Origin of the sequence: Pseudomonas sp. MWU12-2029, assembly GCF_023242425.1 — a bacterium.
GTDB classification, from domain to species: Bacteria; Pseudomonadota; Gammaproteobacteria; order Pseudomonadales; family Pseudomonadaceae; genus Aquipseudomonas; species Aquipseudomonas kribbensis.
On sequence record NZ_JALJDY010000001.1, the window covers coordinates 511242 to 527352 of the forward strand.

21 protein-coding genes are annotated in these 16111 nt (G+C 61.1%); all 21 read right to left on the reverse strand.

Going from position 1 to position 16111, the window contains the following annotated elements:
* Positions 1–17: 17 nt before the first annotated feature.
* Positions 18–536 (reverse strand): lysis system i-spanin subunit Rz, encoded by a 519-nt coding sequence (locus M5B44_RS02485; protein WP_248738135.1) that lies wholly within the window; start codon positions 534–536, stop codon positions 18–20.
* Positions 515–1081, reverse strand: a complete 567-nt coding sequence (locus M5B44_RS02490) for a glycoside hydrolase family 19 protein (RefSeq protein ID WP_248738136.1) — start codon at positions 1079–1081, stop codon at positions 515–517. Before M5B44_RS02490 ends, M5B44_RS02485 begins: the two co-directional genes overlap by 22 nt.
* 34 nt (positions 1082–1115) lie before the next feature.
* Positions 1116–1370, reverse strand: coding sequence for a hypothetical protein (locus tag M5B44_RS02495; RefSeq protein ID WP_085729862.1), 255 nt, complete (start codon positions 1368–1370; stop codon positions 1116–1118).
* Entirely contained in the window at positions 1370–2527 is a 1158-nt protein-coding gene (locus M5B44_RS02500; protein WP_134825687.1) for a hypothetical protein, read from the reverse strand. Before M5B44_RS02500 ends, M5B44_RS02495 begins: the two co-directional genes overlap by 1 nt.
* An 18-nt stretch (positions 2528–2545) precedes the next feature.
* Positions 2546–2992 (reverse strand): phage tail assembly chaperone, encoded by a 447-nt coding sequence (locus M5B44_RS02505; RefSeq protein WP_248738137.1) that lies wholly within the window; start codon positions 2990–2992, stop codon positions 2546–2548.
* A complete protein-coding gene (locus M5B44_RS02510; RefSeq protein ID WP_134825685.1) occupies positions 2993–3880 on the reverse strand; it encodes a phage tail protein in 888 nt (295 codons plus the stop codon).
* Between the two features lie 41 nt (positions 3881–3921).
* A complete protein-coding gene (locus M5B44_RS02515) occupies positions 3922–4389 on the reverse strand; it encodes a phage tail assembly chaperone (RefSeq protein ID WP_248738138.1) in 468 nt (155 codons plus the stop codon).
* Positions 4389–5312, reverse strand: coding sequence for a hypothetical protein (locus tag M5B44_RS02520; RefSeq protein ID WP_248738139.1), 924 nt, complete (start codon positions 5310–5312; stop codon positions 4389–4391). Before M5B44_RS02520 ends, M5B44_RS02515 begins: the two co-directional genes overlap by 1 nt.
* 81 nt (positions 5313–5393) lie before the next feature.
* Positions 5394–5975, reverse strand: coding sequence for a tail fiber assembly protein (locus tag M5B44_RS02525; RefSeq protein WP_248738140.1), 582 nt, complete (start codon positions 5973–5975; stop codon positions 5394–5396).
* A gap of 7 nt (positions 5976–5982) precedes the next feature.
* Positions 5983–7023, reverse strand: coding sequence for a phage tail protein (locus tag M5B44_RS02530; RefSeq protein WP_248738141.1), 1041 nt, complete (start codon positions 7021–7023; stop codon positions 5983–5985).
* A gap of 127 nt (positions 7024–7150) precedes the next feature.
* A complete protein-coding gene (locus M5B44_RS02535; RefSeq protein ID WP_248738142.1) occupies positions 7151–7666 on the reverse strand; it encodes a phage tail protein in 516 nt (171 codons plus the stop codon).
* Complete coding sequence (locus M5B44_RS02540) at positions 7663–8814, reverse strand: phage tail protein (protein WP_248738143.1); 1152 nt, start codon at positions 8812–8814, stop codon at positions 7663–7665. The genes M5B44_RS02535 and M5B44_RS02540 overlap by 4 nt, the downstream gene beginning before the upstream one ends.
* Positions 8815–8825: 11 nt before the next feature.
* Positions 8826–9425, reverse strand: coding sequence for a YmfQ family protein (locus M5B44_RS02545; RefSeq protein ID WP_248738144.1), 600 nt, complete (start codon positions 9423–9425; stop codon positions 8826–8828).
* On the reverse strand, positions 9413–10456 hold the full coding sequence (locus M5B44_RS02550; RefSeq protein WP_248738145.1) for a baseplate J/gp47 family protein: 1044 nt from the start codon (positions 10454–10456) through the stop codon (positions 9413–9415). The genes M5B44_RS02545 and M5B44_RS02550 overlap by 13 nt, the downstream gene beginning before the upstream one ends.
* The gene (locus tag M5B44_RS02555; RefSeq protein WP_096819584.1) at positions 10446–10844 is read right to left on the reverse strand and encodes a phage GP46 family protein; all 399 of its coding nucleotides are present in this window, start codon (positions 10842–10844) and stop codon (positions 10446–10448) included. Before M5B44_RS02555 ends, M5B44_RS02550 begins: the two co-directional genes overlap by 11 nt.
* A complete protein-coding gene (locus M5B44_RS02560; RefSeq protein WP_248738146.1) occupies positions 10844–11353 on the reverse strand; it encodes a phage baseplate assembly protein V in 510 nt (169 codons plus the stop codon). Before M5B44_RS02560 ends, M5B44_RS02555 begins: the two co-directional genes overlap by 1 nt.
* Positions 11354–11382: 29 nt before the next feature.
* Entirely contained in the window at positions 11383–12426 is a 1044-nt protein-coding gene (locus M5B44_RS02565; RefSeq protein ID WP_134825675.1) for a phage baseplate assembly protein, read from the reverse strand.
* A gap of 3 nt (positions 12427–12429) precedes the next feature.
* Positions 12430–13665, reverse strand: a complete 1236-nt coding sequence (locus M5B44_RS02570; RefSeq protein ID WP_248738147.1) for a DNA circularization protein — start codon at positions 13663–13665, stop codon at positions 12430–12432.
* Positions 13652–15340 (reverse strand): phage tail protein, encoded by a 1689-nt coding sequence (locus M5B44_RS02575; protein ID WP_248738148.1) that lies wholly within the window; start codon positions 15338–15340, stop codon positions 13652–13654. The genes M5B44_RS02570 and M5B44_RS02575 overlap by 14 nt, the downstream gene beginning before the upstream one ends.
* A 130-nt stretch (positions 15341–15470) precedes the next feature.
* Positions 15471–15767 (reverse strand): phage tail assembly protein, encoded by a 297-nt coding sequence (locus M5B44_RS02580; RefSeq protein ID WP_248738149.1) that lies wholly within the window; start codon positions 15765–15767, stop codon positions 15471–15473.
* Complete coding sequence (locus M5B44_RS02585) at positions 15764–16111, reverse strand: phage tail tube protein (protein WP_007908779.1); 348 nt, start codon at positions 16109–16111, stop codon at positions 15764–15766. The genes M5B44_RS02580 and M5B44_RS02585 overlap by 4 nt, the downstream gene beginning before the upstream one ends.

A 16111-nucleotide genomic window follows, 5' to 3' on the forward strand; every position in this document is an offset into this window, starting at 1 on the left:
GCTTTCAATACACAGACTCATTCAAAATGTGCGGGCGCCAGCGCTCTGATATAGGCCTGACACGCCTGCAGGGCAATCAGTCCGCGATCGCCTTCACCGGTGATGGCGATAATTCGTTGAGCATGCGCCGGGTCAAGTCGGGCGCGTACGGTTGCATGATCCACGCCGCCGGTGCCGGAGGCGGCTGGCACACCGCAGCCTTGGGCAGCGTCGCCTGCGTCGATGAGGACTGACAGGCGCAGATCAGCAGTGGCAAGGCGATCGCGCAGGCGATCCTGATCACGTTGGGCATCACTGAGTGCTCGATAGTGGGTTTGTTCACTGGCCGCGAGCCGTTGCTCCAGGGCCAGACGCTTGTCCTGCTCGGCCTGCTGCGCCGAGGCAGCAGCCTGAGTCAGTTGGTTGAGGGTTTCGGCATGCTGTCGGGCCTGCTCGGCCAGTTGGCGACCGTAGCGCCAGTCCTGGAATTGCCATGCCAGCGCGGCAGCCCCCAGAACCAGCAATACAACACCGGTTACACGCCAGGAGATGGACATAGCACCGCCCTCGCCCGAGCCCAGAGATCCAGGCGATCCTGCAAGCCGTTCAACCCGCCGTTGATTCGACGGGTGATGGTGTTGAACTGATCGCGGTCCGCCAGTTCGTTCAAACCGTTCTGTTCCCAGAACCACGCGGCGGACTCCGCCGCCCACTGCGGTTGCTCGAGCAATTCAGGCAACGACAGCAGACGCTCATCGCCAAACAGCCCAAGACTGCACTGGCGATAGTTGGTGCAGCCGGTGATTTGAATAAGTCCGCGACCGCGATACTTCTGCCCGTCGCCATCGGCTTCCGGCGTGTTGCCCAGGCGCAGGGCCAGCGTCCCCGTGTCGTACTTGCTCAGATACTGGTTGTCGCCCAGTTCGCGCACGTAGCGCAACTGCCCGGATTCATGGCCGACCTGGGCGAGAAACGCAGCAACGCGCTTGGGCGTATCGATGCGATGACGCGCCATGGCGTCGTTGAGCGGTGAAACAAAAACGCCCGCTTGGGAGCGGGCGTTGGGCATGATGTTGCTGAGGTTGTTTTCAGTGATTTGCATAATGCTTGATCCTCCCTGGATTGCGCCGATTGAATCACGGCTGGCGACCGAATCCGGTCAGCCATTTCTTTGCCAGGGTTTTCAGGGCGCCATCAGGGGCACTGTCTTCTTGCGACGAAAACACCCAGCCGAGGGTGCCGAAGTTCGCCGACCAGTCGATTTGTGGTGCTGGAGTGATCTCGGTGATATCGACCCAGAGCAGATCCGGGTGAAACATCTCGACCATGTTTCCGTCGGTCGAGAACAGTTCGACCACCGTGTCGTTGACGATGCGTGCGTAGGTTTTCATCAGGCGTACTCGTAAATGATCACGACGCCGGGCGCGCCGGCTGAACCGGATCGTCCCGGCTGGTTCGGGGCATTGGCAACTCCGCCGCCGCCAGCACCGTAACCGGTTCCGACGCTTGTCGGGCCGCCGAAACTGTTGCCCGTTCCTCCTGCGCCCAGCGGCGAACTGGCACCATGTCCAGCGAGCGTAGGGCCTGCAACCGAGATGCCCGGCGCACCAGACGTGCCGGCACAGTTGACGATGTTCCCTCCGGAAGCGACGGCGCCTGGTGTACCGCCGAAATACAGGCCATTACCCCCCGGTGAAACCAGATCGATCCAGGGCGACGCACCACCTCCCGGAGCACTGACCAGCGAGCCGAAGGAACTTGTCCCGCCGCTTGCTCCACTGCTCGCAATGGCACCTGCCGCTCCAGAGATCCCTACGGTGATCACTTGGCTGATGCCGATCGTTTTCGCATCCAGCCATGCCTCGGCATAACTTCCAGAAGCGCCGCCACCGGAAACACCATACTGAGTGGAAGTCGCCGGACTGACGCCCGCGCTTCCACCGCCACCGCCAACGACCTTGACCAGCACATTTTTCATTCCCGCCGTCGGTACATAGACACCGGATGCAGTGAAGGTTTTTACATTCAACAAGCGGCCACTGGTTGCGTTGCCACCGCTGGCATATACCAGCAACCAGCTGTCCCGCGCTGCGCTGTACATCACCGAACACATGCTGCCACCAACAATCTCCGCAGGTCGCAACGCACTCAACGCCAGACTCAATAGCGGTTTGGGCAGAAGACCATTCGGCGCAAAAGTGCTCGCTCCGGTATTGGCATTGCCTGCCGTGAAGCGCAGCGTCAGCCCGTCCTTCAACGCACTGATGGCCGGCACATAATTGGCCATGTAAAGGTTGGCAGCGCCAATATCCGCTGCGTGTTTATCTTCACCGCTCTGGCTGATTTTCCTGATCGCCAGCAACAACTGCGTCGCATCGTTTTCGCTGGGTTCGAGTCCGGCAGACTTGACGACATTCAGCAGCTCATCGGTGATGCCATTGCCCCAGGTCGCGGGGATCAGCGATCCCGGCAACCCGCCGACCACGTCTTCATTGACGAACTTGCCGTTCACCAGCCCGATGCCGGGAACGCTTTTCGGATAGTCCATTTCAGTTTCCCTGATCCATTAGAGTGCCGTTGCCAACCAGCGCGGCGCCACCGGACGATGCTCGCTGAACGGGAAAAACGAAGCCTGTGGCCAGTCCCGCAGCGCGCGCCGAAATGTTTGCAGTTCGGCATATTGCTCGGTGGTCAGTGTGGTGCCGCCGCCATCCTCCAGCTCATCGCGGTCGCGGGCCACCAGACCATCGGTGGCTGCCAGTTGTGCGGTGCGCCAGCGGCGTTCGATGTCAGCGGCTTCGTCTGCCGTCGGCGGTGGTGGATCAACCAGGATCGGAAAACCGTTATCGGCCCGCACGCCAATCACCTTCGCAGTGACCGCCAACTCTTGCAGGAGCGAAGTCCAGTAGGCCTGAGGAATTTCGATGACATCGTCGGGAATGTCCGACGAGTTGATACCCGGTACATAGGCGCCCCGGGTACTGGCGCTGAACAACACGTTGAAGGGGTTCATTCAATAGCCCTTTGCAAAATAGCTCACGGAACAATTGGCGGCGAGGCTGCCGGCCGCATCACGGATTCTCAGCGTGCAGCCCTGTTGGTTGACTGCAATCAACGCGAGCATCGCTGCATCACCTCCGGCGTGAGTGGCCACGAGCGAAAAGAATCCCCTGGGAAACGAGATCGGAAACGTCACCACGACATTCCCGCTGGCATTCGACATACCTGAGCCCCACTGATCGATATTCCCACTGAGGTGCTTTTGATAACCGGGATTGGCCACCAGGCCGGAAAACAGTGGGGCATATTTCAGACTGGCCGTACCGTGTACCGTCCAGATACCGTTCTCTTTGACAACGTTGGCACTCTCGCCACTGTTCATCACAATCGAACTCAGATAAGCGCCTTGCGGGCTTATCTGCGTACTGCCCATGCAGGCAATGGTGATCGCTGCGTTGCTGCGACAGTGAAAGCCGATCGTCGCGCCGTTGGGCACACTGAGGATGTCCGGCAAGGTCACGGTGTATGACGAATTGCCACCCAGGCCGATTGAACATCCGACATCCGCAGCCGTCAGTTGCGTGGCCGCAGACACACCGCGCGCGCTGGCATAGTTGCCAAGTGCTCGCTGAACAAACTCGGACGTCGCCGCCGAACGACTGACATCGAATGGCGCAGCGGTCTGGAACAGTTGAGAACCGCGAAGAGCACCCAACAATTGAGTATTTGACGCCTCACTCGGCGTCAGGCCGCCCGCACGCACAACACCAAGAATTTCCTGCGTGACACCATTGCCCCAGCTCGCCGGGATCAATGAACCCGGCGAGCCTTTGAGCGGGTCTTCATCGACAAACTGTCCGTTCACCAGACCTGCGCTGGGAACACTCTTGGGATAGTCCAAGGCTTATCTCCTTATCTGAAAACATGGGTAGCGTGACGGCTTCAGCCAATTGGGTTGGCCAGCCACTGCGGCGCTGATGGCCGAGAAACGGATGACGGGAATGCGCCGGAATCGGGCCAGTCGCGCAATGCCTGGCGGTACTCGAGCAGCTCCAGGTATTGCTGGGCCTTGAGCGTTGTCCCACGCCCCAGCTCCTGCTCATCGCGATGGCGGGTGACCCGCCATTCGGTGGCCGCAAGTGCGGATTGGCGCCAGGCGCGCGCAGCCGTCAAAGACTCGTTGTCCTCGACCGTTGCAGCCTGAGCGATTTCAGGACCTGGCGGTTCGCGCAGAGGCTCGACAGCGGGCATCAACTCAGACATCGGCGCGTCGATTTCAACATCAGCACCTTCGGGCACCTGCACCATCGCCGCGACGAACGCCGGCGCAAACAGTTGCTCGATCGCGTAGTCACCGGTGTCGATCACTTCGACCGCGACACCGTTTTCAATACGTGCATAACGGGCCATCACTCGTACTCCCAGATTTCACAGAAGGCATTGCCGCCGGCGCCGCTTACGATTGACGCAGTAGCGTGAATCGAGCAGGAGCCACTGCCGCCCGAGCCTCGAACACCTGCATTGCCAACGGTGTTTGACCCGCTGAAAGAGCCGCCGCCGTCGAACGGACTCGGAGCTCCGCAACCCGACAGCACCCCCCAATTGGCGTTGCTCATTCCAAAACCTCCGGTGATACCGCGAGCGCTGCAGAGATTGCCGCCAGTCAGCAACCCACCTACCCCGCCCTGAATGAATCCTGACGAAGTGCCTGTGACCACGATCCCCAGTTTCTGCCCGCCACCGCCTCCCGAAACACTCATGTAGCTACCAAAGGAGGCTCCGCCGCCCGCAAGGCCCGTGGTGTTGCTGACGGCGCCTCCGGCGCCCAGCGAAACCGGTACGCCGGCGAGCATTTGTGCGGTGACGTCATACAGGCTTTCCGCATACGCACCAGACCCGCCGCCACCGCCGAGGATCTGGGTACCCGCCGGAACAGGTTCGCAGCCGCCACCCGAACCACCCGCCCCGACCAACCGCACGCGTATCCGCTTGGCCCTCGGGTTCGGCTTGTAAACCGTGATCCCGACCGTCTCGATCTGCCGGACCGCCAGCAGTCGCCCGACCGCATCGGTGATGCCGTAACCGGCCAGGGTGGTCGGGGTGTTCTTCAGTTTGGTGAAGTCGACCAGCGCACCGATGGCCGTGGCCAGTTGATTGGTTTTGCTCTCGTCCGGCGTCAGCCCGGCCGCCTTGATGGCGTTGAGAATTTCTTGCGTGACACTGTTGCCCCAGGCGGCGGGGATCAACGACCCGGGCGTGCCGGCAACGGGGTTTTCATCGATAAAACCACCGTCGACCAGGCCGACGCCGGGGATGCTTTTTGGATAGTCCACGTCAGCACTTCCGAGGTTCTACAGGCAGCCGGATGCCGGCAGCAATCGTCCGCCTGTGAGATTGATAAGGGATAGGTTCAATCAGGCAGCAGGCGAAACAGTCGCTTTGGCCGGTGCTACAGGCCAGTCGATGGTCAACGGATAATCCGTTTGCAACTCAATCTGCGCCAGCTTCACGGTGTAGCGTTTCCACGCCTGCAGAGCGGTCAACTGTTCGTTGGAAGCCTCGCCCAACTCATAGGCGTATTGCAGCGGTGCGACACGAATGACCACTTCACGCAGGCGATTGTCACGCTCGACGTCAGCCTCGGCGACTTTACCCGCGCGCTCCGCCGCGACATCCAGGACCCAGTCATCGGTGCCCCAGACATAAAACTCGCTCGGGCGCGGTTTGAGCGTCAGGTACTCGGGCAACGGGCCCAGTTCGTTCCAGTAGAAAAAGTTGCCGTTGTCTTTGCGATAGACCGGTCGGTTGCGCAAATCGATCAGTTGCAACGCCGCTCCGTCACGCCACACCCAGACATGACCCGACTCGGCCGGTGGCAGCACCTCGGGCAATTCGATAGCGTTGCCCGGAAGAACGACACCCATGCCCGGGATGACCGGCAACTCGACCGGGCCGTTCAACTCCTGCGTTCTTTCATTCACATAGTAATAAGCCATATGCACCTCAAATAAGTTTCAATCGACCGGGGTACGCAACGTTTCTGGGACGGGTCATCCCCCAATAGCCACTCACCAGATTTTCCGCCGTCGTAGCACCGGTCCAATAAACCAGACCCGCGAACGTTGTCGGATCGGTTCCGACCGTCGAAAGGTCGCCGATCCCGTGAACGGCCGGCGCGTATCCGTTATCACCGGTTATGTTGGTGCCGTTTTGCCAGGAGCCGGCCACTCGCCCGGTATCAATGTTGCGTTGTTCATCAAGCACCCGGATGAATTCGCCCCGAACCTCCGGCCCGCGGAATGTCTTGATGCCGTCACCACTGCTCCAGCCGCCAGCACGACTGGCTTCGGCACGCAGCATTCCGGATTGAACAGCGTGATCCCACAACCAGGGCCATTCGGCGCGCAGGAATTCCCGACCGTTCAACGCGCCATAACCGCCGGGGTTCAAGGTGGTCGAACTTTCGAACACAATCCGCCCCAAAGGCGTCGTATCGAAGCGCCCGACCGGCCACCAGTTGCCCGAACCGTCGCTGCGCAGATGCCACCAGTCACCCGCCCCCACCAGCACCAGAAACGGATAACCGCTGGCGGACAAATGCGTGTGAAACCTTATGCGGTCGTTGCCGGCGGCCTGAACCACCAATCGGTTGGCACTGTTGTCGGTACGACGGACGATCACATCCCGTACTCCCGCCAGCGCACTCACTGCCGGCAAGGTAATGGTGGTATCAGCCGCATTGGCGCTGATCAGTACGAGCCCAAGCTCATCAGCGATCAACGCTTTCGAGGCAGACACCTCCGTCACCCGCGAGGTCATGGGACTGGCCAGGCTCAGAAGCTTCTTGAAAGCCGAGAGCAACTGATCGTTGATGCCTTCGGCCGGCGTCATGCCGGCCGCTTTGATCACACCCAGCAACTCTTCGGTGACACTGTTGCCCCACACCGCCGGAATCAGCGAGCCCGGCGTTCCCGCCACCGGGTTTTCATCGACGAAGCGGCCATCGACCAGGCCGATGCTGGGGACACTTTTTGGGTAATCCATGGGTACTCGTTCCTCTGTAATGACAAATGAAACGTGGCGGCGCGAAGACTTTCGCAACGGCGCAAACATTTCAGTTTCTGAAAATAAAAAGCCCACATGAAGTGGGCTTGGGTAAGGCGGACTGCGATTACGGGGCTGGAGGCGCCACTAGTTCACGAATGGCTTGCAGCGCCTCATCGGCGGCAGCGCGAGCCTGATCCATCTGGCTTTTGCTAGCGTACGCACGTATCTGGGTCTTGGCTTTCAGGCGCACGGTTCGCAGGGTCAGCAGGTTTTCGCTCAGCTGGGCAGCCTTGTCGAGGATCTGCTCGGCCGCCTGCTTCGCCGACCGGCCTTTGGCGACCCAGGCAGCAACGGACAGCGGTACTTCCTTTTTCGGGTAGCCGGCATCCTGATAGACCTGAGCGTCAATAGCTGCCTGGGCGTACTCCAATGCCTTGAGCGGATCACCTGCCAACACGCTGCGCGCACTGTCGGCGACAGCATCGACTCGGGAACAAAGGCTCTCGGCCTCTTGTTGTTCGAGTGCAGCCAGTTTCAAAGGGTTCGACACCCACTGTTGACCGTCCCACTCGTGGTCGGGCGCAGGTTGTGGCGTACGCAACTCGTCACCGAACTGATGAAGGTCCTGAATCACTTTCATCGGAGCAACTCCCACACAATATGAACATTGACGGCATTGCTGAAATTGACCCCGATACCCGAGGTGTAATCGGTGACAGGATGATTTTTGATGCCGATGCCATGCAACGCCTCGTCTTTCAATGCGCTCGTGGAGCCAAGGCCATGCTGAGACTGGAACGTCTGCCATAACGAGCGGAGTTGCGAATGATCAAAGCTGGCAGACAATGTCGATACCGTGACATCCCCTACCTCATTGTTGGTGGTAATGACGGTTGGATATTTGCCGGTCCATCCTGCCGGATTGCCCGAGATCGCCTGCGTGCCAGGCGAAAGAAAGGTGTAACTGGACCCCACCCAGCCGACCTCCGAGAACCCTACGTTCGTTACCAACGTGGCTGACGGCGTTGGATTGCCGACCGTCAGTCGTGCCGCTCGTGCATGCGGATCCAGAGGCAGATAAATCACGCCGGTCCCATTGACCGTCTGGCTCCAGGTGAGCCGTGCCCGGTTATAGATCGTCAGAACCGAAGGCAAGGTTCCAACGGTTCCGGTCAGAATCCAGGCAACGCACATATCCAGACTGGTAGACGGAAAACCGCCGCCTCCCACCCCATCTGCGGTGCCTTTGAGAGAGGCAGGCACTGCGTCAGTCGGCGTACCACGCTGCACATAAAACGTCAGTGCACCGGCGATCACCTGAGCACGCAAAAAATACCCCGTGTTAGGTAAAAGATCTGCACTGGTCCAGCTTTGCGTGGTGAAAGTACGCGACCTGCCCAACTGACCGTCCACAACCTCCTGGCCCAGGCTGACCGGCACACCGGGGGGAACCGTGACCTTGCCGCCACTGGTAGCCGCCGCGCTGCCGGTCACGGAAAGTCGACCCTCTGCACTGGCGATCGTCGGCAACGGCAACGAGCCAATCGGCAGTGCCGAATCCAGCGTCCAGCCCTTGCTCGAAACGCTGCGAATCGCCTGCAACAACTGATCGTATTTCTTTTCGTCCGGAGTCAGGTCCCCGGCCGTGATCACGTTAAGAATTTCCTGCGTGACACCGTTGCCCCAGTTCGCCGGGATCAACGATCCCGGTGTCCCGGTCAGCGGGTTTTCATCGATAAATTTCCCATCCACCAGACCGGCGCTGGGCACACTCTTCGGATAATCCATTACGTTATTCCCTAGTCATAATTGATGTGCACCCTGGTGTGCGCCGGTGCCGCCCGGTGAATCAGGCATTCAAGCGCCGAGCCCGGATTCACGCCGAAGCGTTCGCCCCAGTAACTCGCGCCGAAACGCCGTCCGAGCAGCAGGCGGCCACCGGTGTTGAGCGTCCACATGAACTGCGCTTCCCAGGTGCCCCAATGCGCCGCACCGAAACGCGAACGGCCCATGCGCGGGGCTTCGAATTCGGTGATGGTGGCGTTCGGGTAACCCTGGCTTCTGGCGATTTCCAGGTAGTAGCCGACGGCCTGGCTGCCGACCGCCAGCAAGCGGCGGCGCACGGCGAGGCGGCGGTCGTCGAACAGCGGCGTGGCGCCGAGGCACGGATCGGGCAGGTTCATCACCTGTTCCCAGTCCGGCACCAGTTCGCTGACGCCGGCCGGGTCCATCTCGTTGAGCAGGTCGGCGGCGCGGGCATCGAGACGCGCCAGTTCGGCGGCGACGCCTTGCAGCACCTCTTCCAGCTCCGGCACCCGCTCCGGGTCCCATGCCGGGCCGCTGGGCAGCAAGGCGCGCAGTTGCGCCTGGTATTGCGCGGCGGTTCTTATGGCAGCCATACGCAACCCCCGAAGGTCAGCAGTTCGCTGTCACCGGCGGCTACGTTCGCCACAGGGGCCGAAAGGACGTGGTCGGTTTCACCCGCCGCACTGCTGATCGCTTCGCGGATATGGCTGATCAGCAGGTCTTCACCCAAGTCGGCTTCGCGGTTGTGCAGATCGCGCAACTGGGTTTCGACGGCGGCACGTACGGCGGTGGTGTCGGGTGTCAGCTTCAACTGATAGGTCACCGCTTTCTGTTCCGGTGCCCGCACATGCACTTCGGCGGTCACCGGACGCAAGGGTTCGATGTAGGCCTGCACCTCGGCCAATTGGTCGGCCGTGGGCACGGGTTGCGGATCGTCGTCACGCATGATGTAGACGCCGACCGTGCCCGGTCCGAGAAAACCGCCACGGCACCAGGCGCGGGTTACGCCCGGCACTTCCAGCGCCCAGGTTTCGTAGTCACTGGCCGAGCCGCCATGGGGAATGACGCGATAGGAACGAATCACTCGCGAGCGTAACGATTCCAGGCTTTCCCGTGCCACACCGCCATTGAGTCCCGGCGCCAGCACCACAAAGCTGTTGCCGACAACGCCGGCAATCGGCTGCACCGGAGTCAGCGCCAGTCCGGCATCGGCGTTGCCGAGGCTGCCGGCATCCAGCGCCGCGATGGTGGTGGTGTTACTGCCATTGAAGGTGGTGCGCGCGGTGGTGACTTTGTAGGTACGGCCATCGCTCGATTGCAGCAGCGTATCAACGTCCAGCACCGCGCCCGCGGTTGCGGTAAAACTGACGCTGCCGGTGGCGACTTGCGCCGGTTTGCGCGGCTGGTTAAGGCGCAGCGCGGCGATGCGCTCCAGAGTCGACTCGTCGGCGGTGTCGGGCAGGATCTGCTCGGCAATCCAGTCAAGGTAGCCATACAGACCGTAGGCGGCACCACCGACGGTGCGGGCCAGGACTTGCGCATCGGACTGGCGCAGCGAATCGCCGGCCAGGTCGCTTTGGGTGCGCTTGATCAGCACCGGCAGCGAAGGGGTTTCAAACGGCATAGATCACCTGCCAACTGTTATCGGGGTTGATGTCCAGGCGTTCGCCGTCGGCCAGGGTCAGGACCGTACGCAGGTTCAGGCGCTGGGCGTCGAGGCGTTCGCTGATGATGTCGATGGCGCTGCAATGGCCGTCGTCGATCAGCCATTGCAGGGCTTCGCGGGCATAGAACTCGGCGTCCATCTGGGTCTGCCGGGTCAGCTTGACCCGACGCAGCAGCCACAGCCGCGAGCCGATGCGATCGTCGGCCACGGTGGGAAAGGTGTCGCCCCACCAGCCGTAACGCTCCTCGTCGTCGAGGGCATCGTCGTCGGCCGCACGGCGCCAGGAGAACAGGCTGATCAGCACTGAACGGGTCAGCGCGGCGTGAAGGTTCTGACTGAAAAGCATCACTGACCTCCCGCCGGCACGCCGGTCTGGCCGCTGCCGCCCTGCACGCCGCCATGCACGTGCTTGATCTGGCTGATGCCAGCGGCCACCTGATCGCCTTTGGAAACGATCTTGCCGGTCTGGTTGATCACCGGCGTCTCGAAGTTCACGGCAGTGCTGGCGCGGATGTTGAGCGTGGCGGTTTCGATATCGATGATCCGCCCGCGCTTGAAGTGGATCTTGTCGCCTTCGTCGGTGTAGATCGCCACTTCGCCGGCCGCCAGCGATTGCAGGCGGTAACGGCGGTCAGCGACCACCAGGGCGATGGCGTGGGAACGGTCACCGCCGAGGAACGTGACGACACCCTCGGCGCCGGCCAGCGGATGGCTGGTGAAGCCGTAGGGTTCGAAGTGCTCCATGTCGTCGTTCACTTCACCGGCGGTAAGGCGCATTTGCAGCGATTGCAGCTTGGAGGCCGAACTGGCGAGCACGACAGTGCCGCGCGCCAGCAGGCGTGTCAGTAGGCTCATAGGGTTTTCCTTGGAGGGCGGTGTCGGGCTCAGGTCTTTTTCGGGGGAGTCGGGTTCGCGTCGAAGGTATGCGGCGGCGCCACTTGCAGGGTGGTCACCGAACCTTGCGCCGACAGCGAGTACGTCACCTTGGAAATCAGCATGTCTTCATCGAAGCCAAGCACCGGATCCTTGACCCGCACCAGGGTGTTGTGACGCCACAGGTCACCGTTGGACTGACGCCAGCCCTGTACCTGATAAGTCGTGGTCAGCGCCCGGCCCATGCGTGTGGCGCTCTCCCATTGCGCCCGTTGCTGGGCCAGTTCGAACGTCAGTTGCGAGCCTTCGTTGATGATCGTGGTACGCCGGCGCTTGAAACTCAGGTCGGCCGCCGTCGATTCCACTTCGCTGGCCGCCGCCCCGCTCTTCTTGTCGTTGCCCTTCTGCTGGCCGATCACCCGGTATTCGGAAAACACCTGGCTGAAATCCATCGGCGCATTGGCCGAGAGAATGTTCTTGCCCAGCTCCAGTGCATCGCTGGCGCGGCCGCCGCTGCCCGGTCTGGCGAGTACCAGCCGGCCTTCGGCGTCATCGGTGGAAAACACCCGGTACAGCGAGAGCAGACGGTCGATCGACTGAAACGCCGTTTCACCCGGCACAATCGTGTGTTTGCTCAGGCGTGCGGTCTCGGGAATTTCGTTGACCACCATCAACGCGTACTCCATGGCCAGGGCCTGGACGATGCTCAGCAGCGACTGATCCTGCCATTGGCCGGGGTTGTTTCGCGCTGCGCAATCCACCAGATCCTGGGTCTTGGAGCTGCCTTCGATGCTCAGGCTGATCTGCCGCCCGTCATAACTGATCGGGGCCTTGAAGACATAACCGGTGAGCACCAGATCCTGGCCGATCCGCACTTCGCACGGGTCGCCGGCCTTGATCCGCTGATCCACGGTCTGCCCCGGCCATTGCCAGGTGATATCGAGTTTGAAGGTGCGGAACTGGCGCTCCAGGTCCGCGGTGATCTCCACGCTTTTCCAGCCACCGAATTCCAGGTTGCCGACGGTGAGCGTGACGCGGTTGTCAGTCTCGCTCATGGCTCACTCCCTGGAAACCTTGACTTCGTTGGGTGGGAAGCTCGGGTGAGACAGCCCGTTGCGCTGAATGACCTCGGTCACCCGAGTGGCGTCGCCAAACTGCTTGTAGGCCACGACCAGCGCCGGAAAGGTTTCCTGGAAAGTCTTGCTGACCAGTCGCACACCGGACGACGCCACAGCCTTGAAGTGCCCATTCAGCGCCTCCTTCAGATCGCCGATGGCCTGGTAGTGCGCGGGATCGGCCTTGTCCTGAGCCATTTGCAGCACTTCGTTCAACGCTTTTTGCAGCGTTTGCAGATCATCCGTGACCGGCACTTCCTGACGGCTGACCGGCTGTTTCGACTGCTGGTCCAGCGAAGGTGTCGACGACAGTTTCACCGGTGTCGACGCCACCGGCATCGAGGCCACCCACTGCGCCACTTTCACGATCAGGGTGTCCTGCACCAGGTTGGCCATCGCTTGCGCGGCGGCGTTGGTGTCCTTGCCGGTGGTGATTTTCGGCGCATCGGCCTTGCGGATGGCTTCGATCTGTTGGGACACGTCGGCAATCACGCCACGGTAGCCCTCCTTCGCGAATGCCTTCAGCTCCTTGATATCGCCGAGCAAGCCCTTGAACTCCGCCGCCACTTCCTTGGGCAGTTCCTTGACGGCCCTGACCAGTTCGGTGATCTGCTTGTATTGCGCGATCAGCGGTTTGAGTTGCTCCTTGATCACGTCATACACGCCAGTGAGGCTGTTGCGCAGATTGGTGATGCCGATCCGCGCCGCCTTGATCAGGGTCATCGCCTGTTCGAAGCGCGCCACCGCCGAGCCGAGCAAACCGTCAGCCTTGGCCAGCAGCACTTTCTGCGTGCTGACCGTCGCCGTCGGAAACGGCAGCGGTCGGTCCGGGTAGAACTTCAGGCTGAAGGTCACCATCCCGCCGTCCTGACGGGTGTGCGTCATGTCGCACTCGCCGACCTTGACCTGCAAACGTCCCAGCCACGGATGCACCAGTTCGCCGCTGCCCTGCTCCAGGGCCTGGAGCAGCTTGTCGCGCTGCTCCAGGCAATCAGCACCAATGATGAACGCCGTCAGGTCGTGGGTCTTGGCTTGCTGGCCGAGATCCTCGAAAAACGGCAGGTCGCGTTGCGGGTATTCATGCAACTGCCCCTTGCGACCGACCGGGGTTTTCGCCTGGTCGATCCAGAAGCCGACACCACGAAAGGATGCCGGCAACAAACGGTCACGCCAGTTCATTGGAACCTCCTGCCGATAGCGAGCGATAGCCGATGCGCGAACTGAGCGCCAGCCCCGGTTGATTGGTTTGCGGTTGATCGGTGCGCAGCCCCGCCGGCGCGTTTTCGAAGCGCACCGTCAGGCCGCCTTCGAGTTGCGTGCGGTTGTTGGCGGCGCTTTGCTGGATCAGGCTGTTGGAGGTTTGCGACAGTGAGCCGCCCTGCAGAGCAGGTTTATCCTGCGCAATGCCGGAGCCCGACAAGCCATTCGACGCTGACTCGCTGTTGCCGCCAAAGAACGCCGGCGCCAGCTCACCCTTGCCTTCGGCATTGGTTTTTTTCTGAGCTTCGGACAGGCCTTCGATCTTGCCGGTAATCTTGGTGATAAACCCGCCGAAGCTGCCGCCAAGCATTTCCCTGATCGGCGCCATGTACGACTCGATCTTGTCCGCAAACTCACGGATACGATCGGTCAGCGGGGCCCACTTCAAATCAAACATTTCCAGCGGTGAACCCATGAACGGCAGGCCGAAAATGGCGCCCAGCGCCATCATCACCGCACGAATGGATTCTGTTTTCTCGGCAAAGAACGCAGGCACCTGGCCCCAGAGTTCGTTGATCCTGTCCATCGGAATGTAGTCGTTGAAGATCCCGCGCAACGTCTCCTTGAGTGGCACAACCAGCGCTGCCAGCAAGTCCCAGATGGCTGCGAACAATCCGGTGACAGGTCCCCAGTTGTTCACTATCAGGCCCAGTGGCGTCCAGCCGAACCCCTCCTTCAGGGCCGCGAAGGTCGAGGCCACGTTTTCCTTGATGCGCCCGAAAATTGCCGCAAATATCGGGCTGATTGTCCCCCAGTTGTTGAGGATCATCCCTAGAGGAGTCCAGGCAAACATCGATTTGTAGAACTCGATCACGGGCACTGCCACGGCCTTGAGACCTTGCCAGAATCCCCTGAAGAACTCGGTGACCGGCCCCCAGTTACTGATCAACATCCCCAAAGGCGTGTAACTGAACATCGTCTTGAAAAACTCGGCCATCGGCATAACCACCGGGGCGATTTTCTGCCAGAGCCCGATAAAAAACGTCGAGACCGGTTTCCAGTAAGCCACGATCAGACCGGCGGCCAAGGCGATGCCGGTGGCAATCAGCATGACCGGATTGGCCTTCATCACCATGCTCATCACGTCGAAGACCTGAGTCGCACCGGCCACGGCGGTCTGCATCGTCGAGAACGCGATAGCTCCCGCCGCGAGGCCCTGCACCAGCTCGGGATTGTCATTGAGCAAGTTGCCCACCCCGGTCATCAACGGCTCAAGTCCGACGACCACCGCGCCCACCGCCGGCACCAGGGCGGCATTCACCGCCGTGGAAACCTTCTCCATCGACGCGCTGAACACGTTCATGCTCTGCGCAGCGGCTTTCGGTGCGGCGGGCAGATCCACGGTTTTCGCCGTCTCGCTGACTTCGCTCAGCTTGCCCTGAAAGGCAGCGGCGGATTTGATGCCGTCCACGAACGGCGTAATCACGCTGCCGCCCTTGAACAGACCGCTGATGTCCAGTTTGCCGAGGCCGGTCTGTTCGAGGTTTTTCTTGAAACTCTCGACCTTTACTCGCAGGGCGCCGAGTTTGGGCGACAGTTCATCGATGCCTGTCAGCAGCACCGAGGTTTTCTCTTTCTTTTCTTCGTCTGCCATCACTGCACCTGCTGCATCGCATTGATCCGTTGCGCGTGCTCCAGCGATTCGCGAAGCACATCCAGTGGCCTGGCCATCATCTGTTCGGGGTCTACCTTCCAGAACCAGGCCAGGTCATAGGCGACCGAAATCAGGTCGGTGATGGCTCCGACGCCGCACTCATGAAAAAACTCGCAACGGCCCAGCTCAGCGCATTCAGGTCAGCCAGGTCCAGCTGGTTGACCGACGACGGCGGAATGCCGGCGCACACGGCGATGTATTTGGCCGCCACGTCCATGTCGAGGCTGACTTCTTCGCTCTTGTCGATCTTGTACGGCAGCGCCTTGATCGCTCGCACCTCCTGCACCGTCGGACGGCGCAGGAAGAGTTCGGTCAGGGGCTCGCCGTGAGCTTCGATCGCAACTTGAAGCTTCACGGCGCCGCTCATTGCCAGGTCCCCTTGATGCCTTCGAATTTCAGTTCGATGGTGGCGTCATCGCCCTTGGAGACTGGCTCTTCGACCAGGTAGGCACCGGCCAGTACGTAGACTTTGCCGTTGCTGAATTCGCAAGTGACGGTGATGTCGGTGCCTTCGATCAGCTTCTTCAGCGGGAAGTCGGCGGTGTGCAGCGCGGTCACCTTGAACGATGGCGCGATGTCGGTTTCCTTGTAGAAGCCCGGTACGACGGTTTCGCGTTTGACGGCCATCAGCGGGGCTTCGCAGCCGCCATTGATGGTCAGTTGTGCGCCGTCGACCTTGACGTAGCAGGTGCCTGCAATCAGTTGACCCAT

Excerpts from the sequence above, each read along its gene's own strand:
- M5B44_RS02525 (WP_248738140.1), bottom strand. The coding sequence starts at position 5,975 with ATGGCTTATTACTATGTGAATGAAAGAACGCAGGAGTTGAACGGCCCG.
- M5B44_RS02485 (WP_248738135.1), bottom strand. The coding sequence starts at position 536 with ATGTCCATCTCCTGGCGTGTAACCGGTGTTGTATTGCTGGTTCTGGGG.
- M5B44_RS02505 (WP_248738137.1), bottom strand. The coding sequence starts at position 2,992 with ATGAACCCCTTCAACGTGTTGTTCAGCGCCAGTACCCGGGGCGCCTAT.
- M5B44_RS02580 (WP_248738149.1), bottom strand. The coding sequence starts at position 15,767 with ATGAGCGGCGCCGTGAAGCTTCAAGTTGCGATCGAAGCTCACGGCGAG.
- M5B44_RS02540 (WP_248738143.1), bottom strand. The coding sequence starts at position 8,814 with ATGGATTATCCGAAGAGTGTGCCCAGCGCCGGTCTGGTGGATGGGAAA.
- M5B44_RS02515 (WP_248738138.1), bottom strand. The coding sequence starts at position 4,389 with ATGGCCCGTTATGCACGTATTGAAAACGGTGTCGCGGTCGAAGTGATC.
- M5B44_RS02560 (WP_248738146.1), bottom strand. The coding sequence starts at position 11,353 with ATGAGCCTACTGACACGCCTGCTGGCGCGCGGCACTGTCGTGCTCGCC.
- M5B44_RS02550 (WP_248738145.1), bottom strand. The coding sequence starts at position 10,456 with ATGCCGTTTGAAACCCCTTCGCTGCCGGTGCTGATCAAGCGCACCCAA.
- M5B44_RS02535 (WP_248738142.1), bottom strand. The coding sequence starts at position 7,666 with ATGAAAGTGATTCAGGACCTTCATCAGTTCGGTGACGAGTTGCGTACG.
- M5B44_RS02565 (WP_134825675.1), bottom strand. The coding sequence starts at position 12,426 with ATGAGCGAGACTGACAACCGCGTCACGCTCACCGTCGGCAACCTGGAA.
- M5B44_RS02555 (WP_096819584.1), bottom strand. The coding sequence starts at position 10,844 with ATGCTTTTCAGTCAGAACCTTCACGCCGCGCTGACCCGTTCAGTGCTG.
- M5B44_RS02495 (WP_085729862.1), bottom strand. The coding sequence starts at position 1,370 with ATGAAAACCTACGCACGCATCGTCAACGACACGGTGGTCGAACTGTTC.
- M5B44_RS02490 (WP_248738136.1), bottom strand. The coding sequence starts at position 1,081 with ATGCAAATCACTGAAAACAACCTCAGCAACATCATGCCCAACGCCCGC.
- M5B44_RS02500 (WP_134825687.1), bottom strand. The coding sequence starts at position 2,527 with ATGGACTATCCGAAAAGCGTTCCCGGCATCGGGCTGGTGAACGGCAAG.
- M5B44_RS02575 (WP_248738148.1), bottom strand. The coding sequence starts at position 15,340 with ATGGCAGACGAAGAAAAGAAAGAGAAAACCTCGGTGCTGCTGACAGGC.
- M5B44_RS02570 (WP_248738147.1), bottom strand. The coding sequence starts at position 13,665 with ATGAACTGGCGTGACCGTTTGTTGCCGGCATCCTTTCGTGGTGTCGGC.
- M5B44_RS02585 (WP_007908779.1), bottom strand. The coding sequence starts at position 16,111 with ATGGGTCAACTGATTGCAGGCACCTGCTACGTCAAGGTCGACGGCGCA.
- M5B44_RS02530 (WP_248738141.1), bottom strand. The coding sequence starts at position 7,023 with ATGGATTACCCAAAAAGTGTCCCCAGCATCGGCCTGGTCGATGGCCGC.
- M5B44_RS02545 (WP_248738144.1), bottom strand. The coding sequence starts at position 9,425 with ATGGCTGCCATAAGAACCGCCGCGCAATACCAGGCGCAACTGCGCGCC.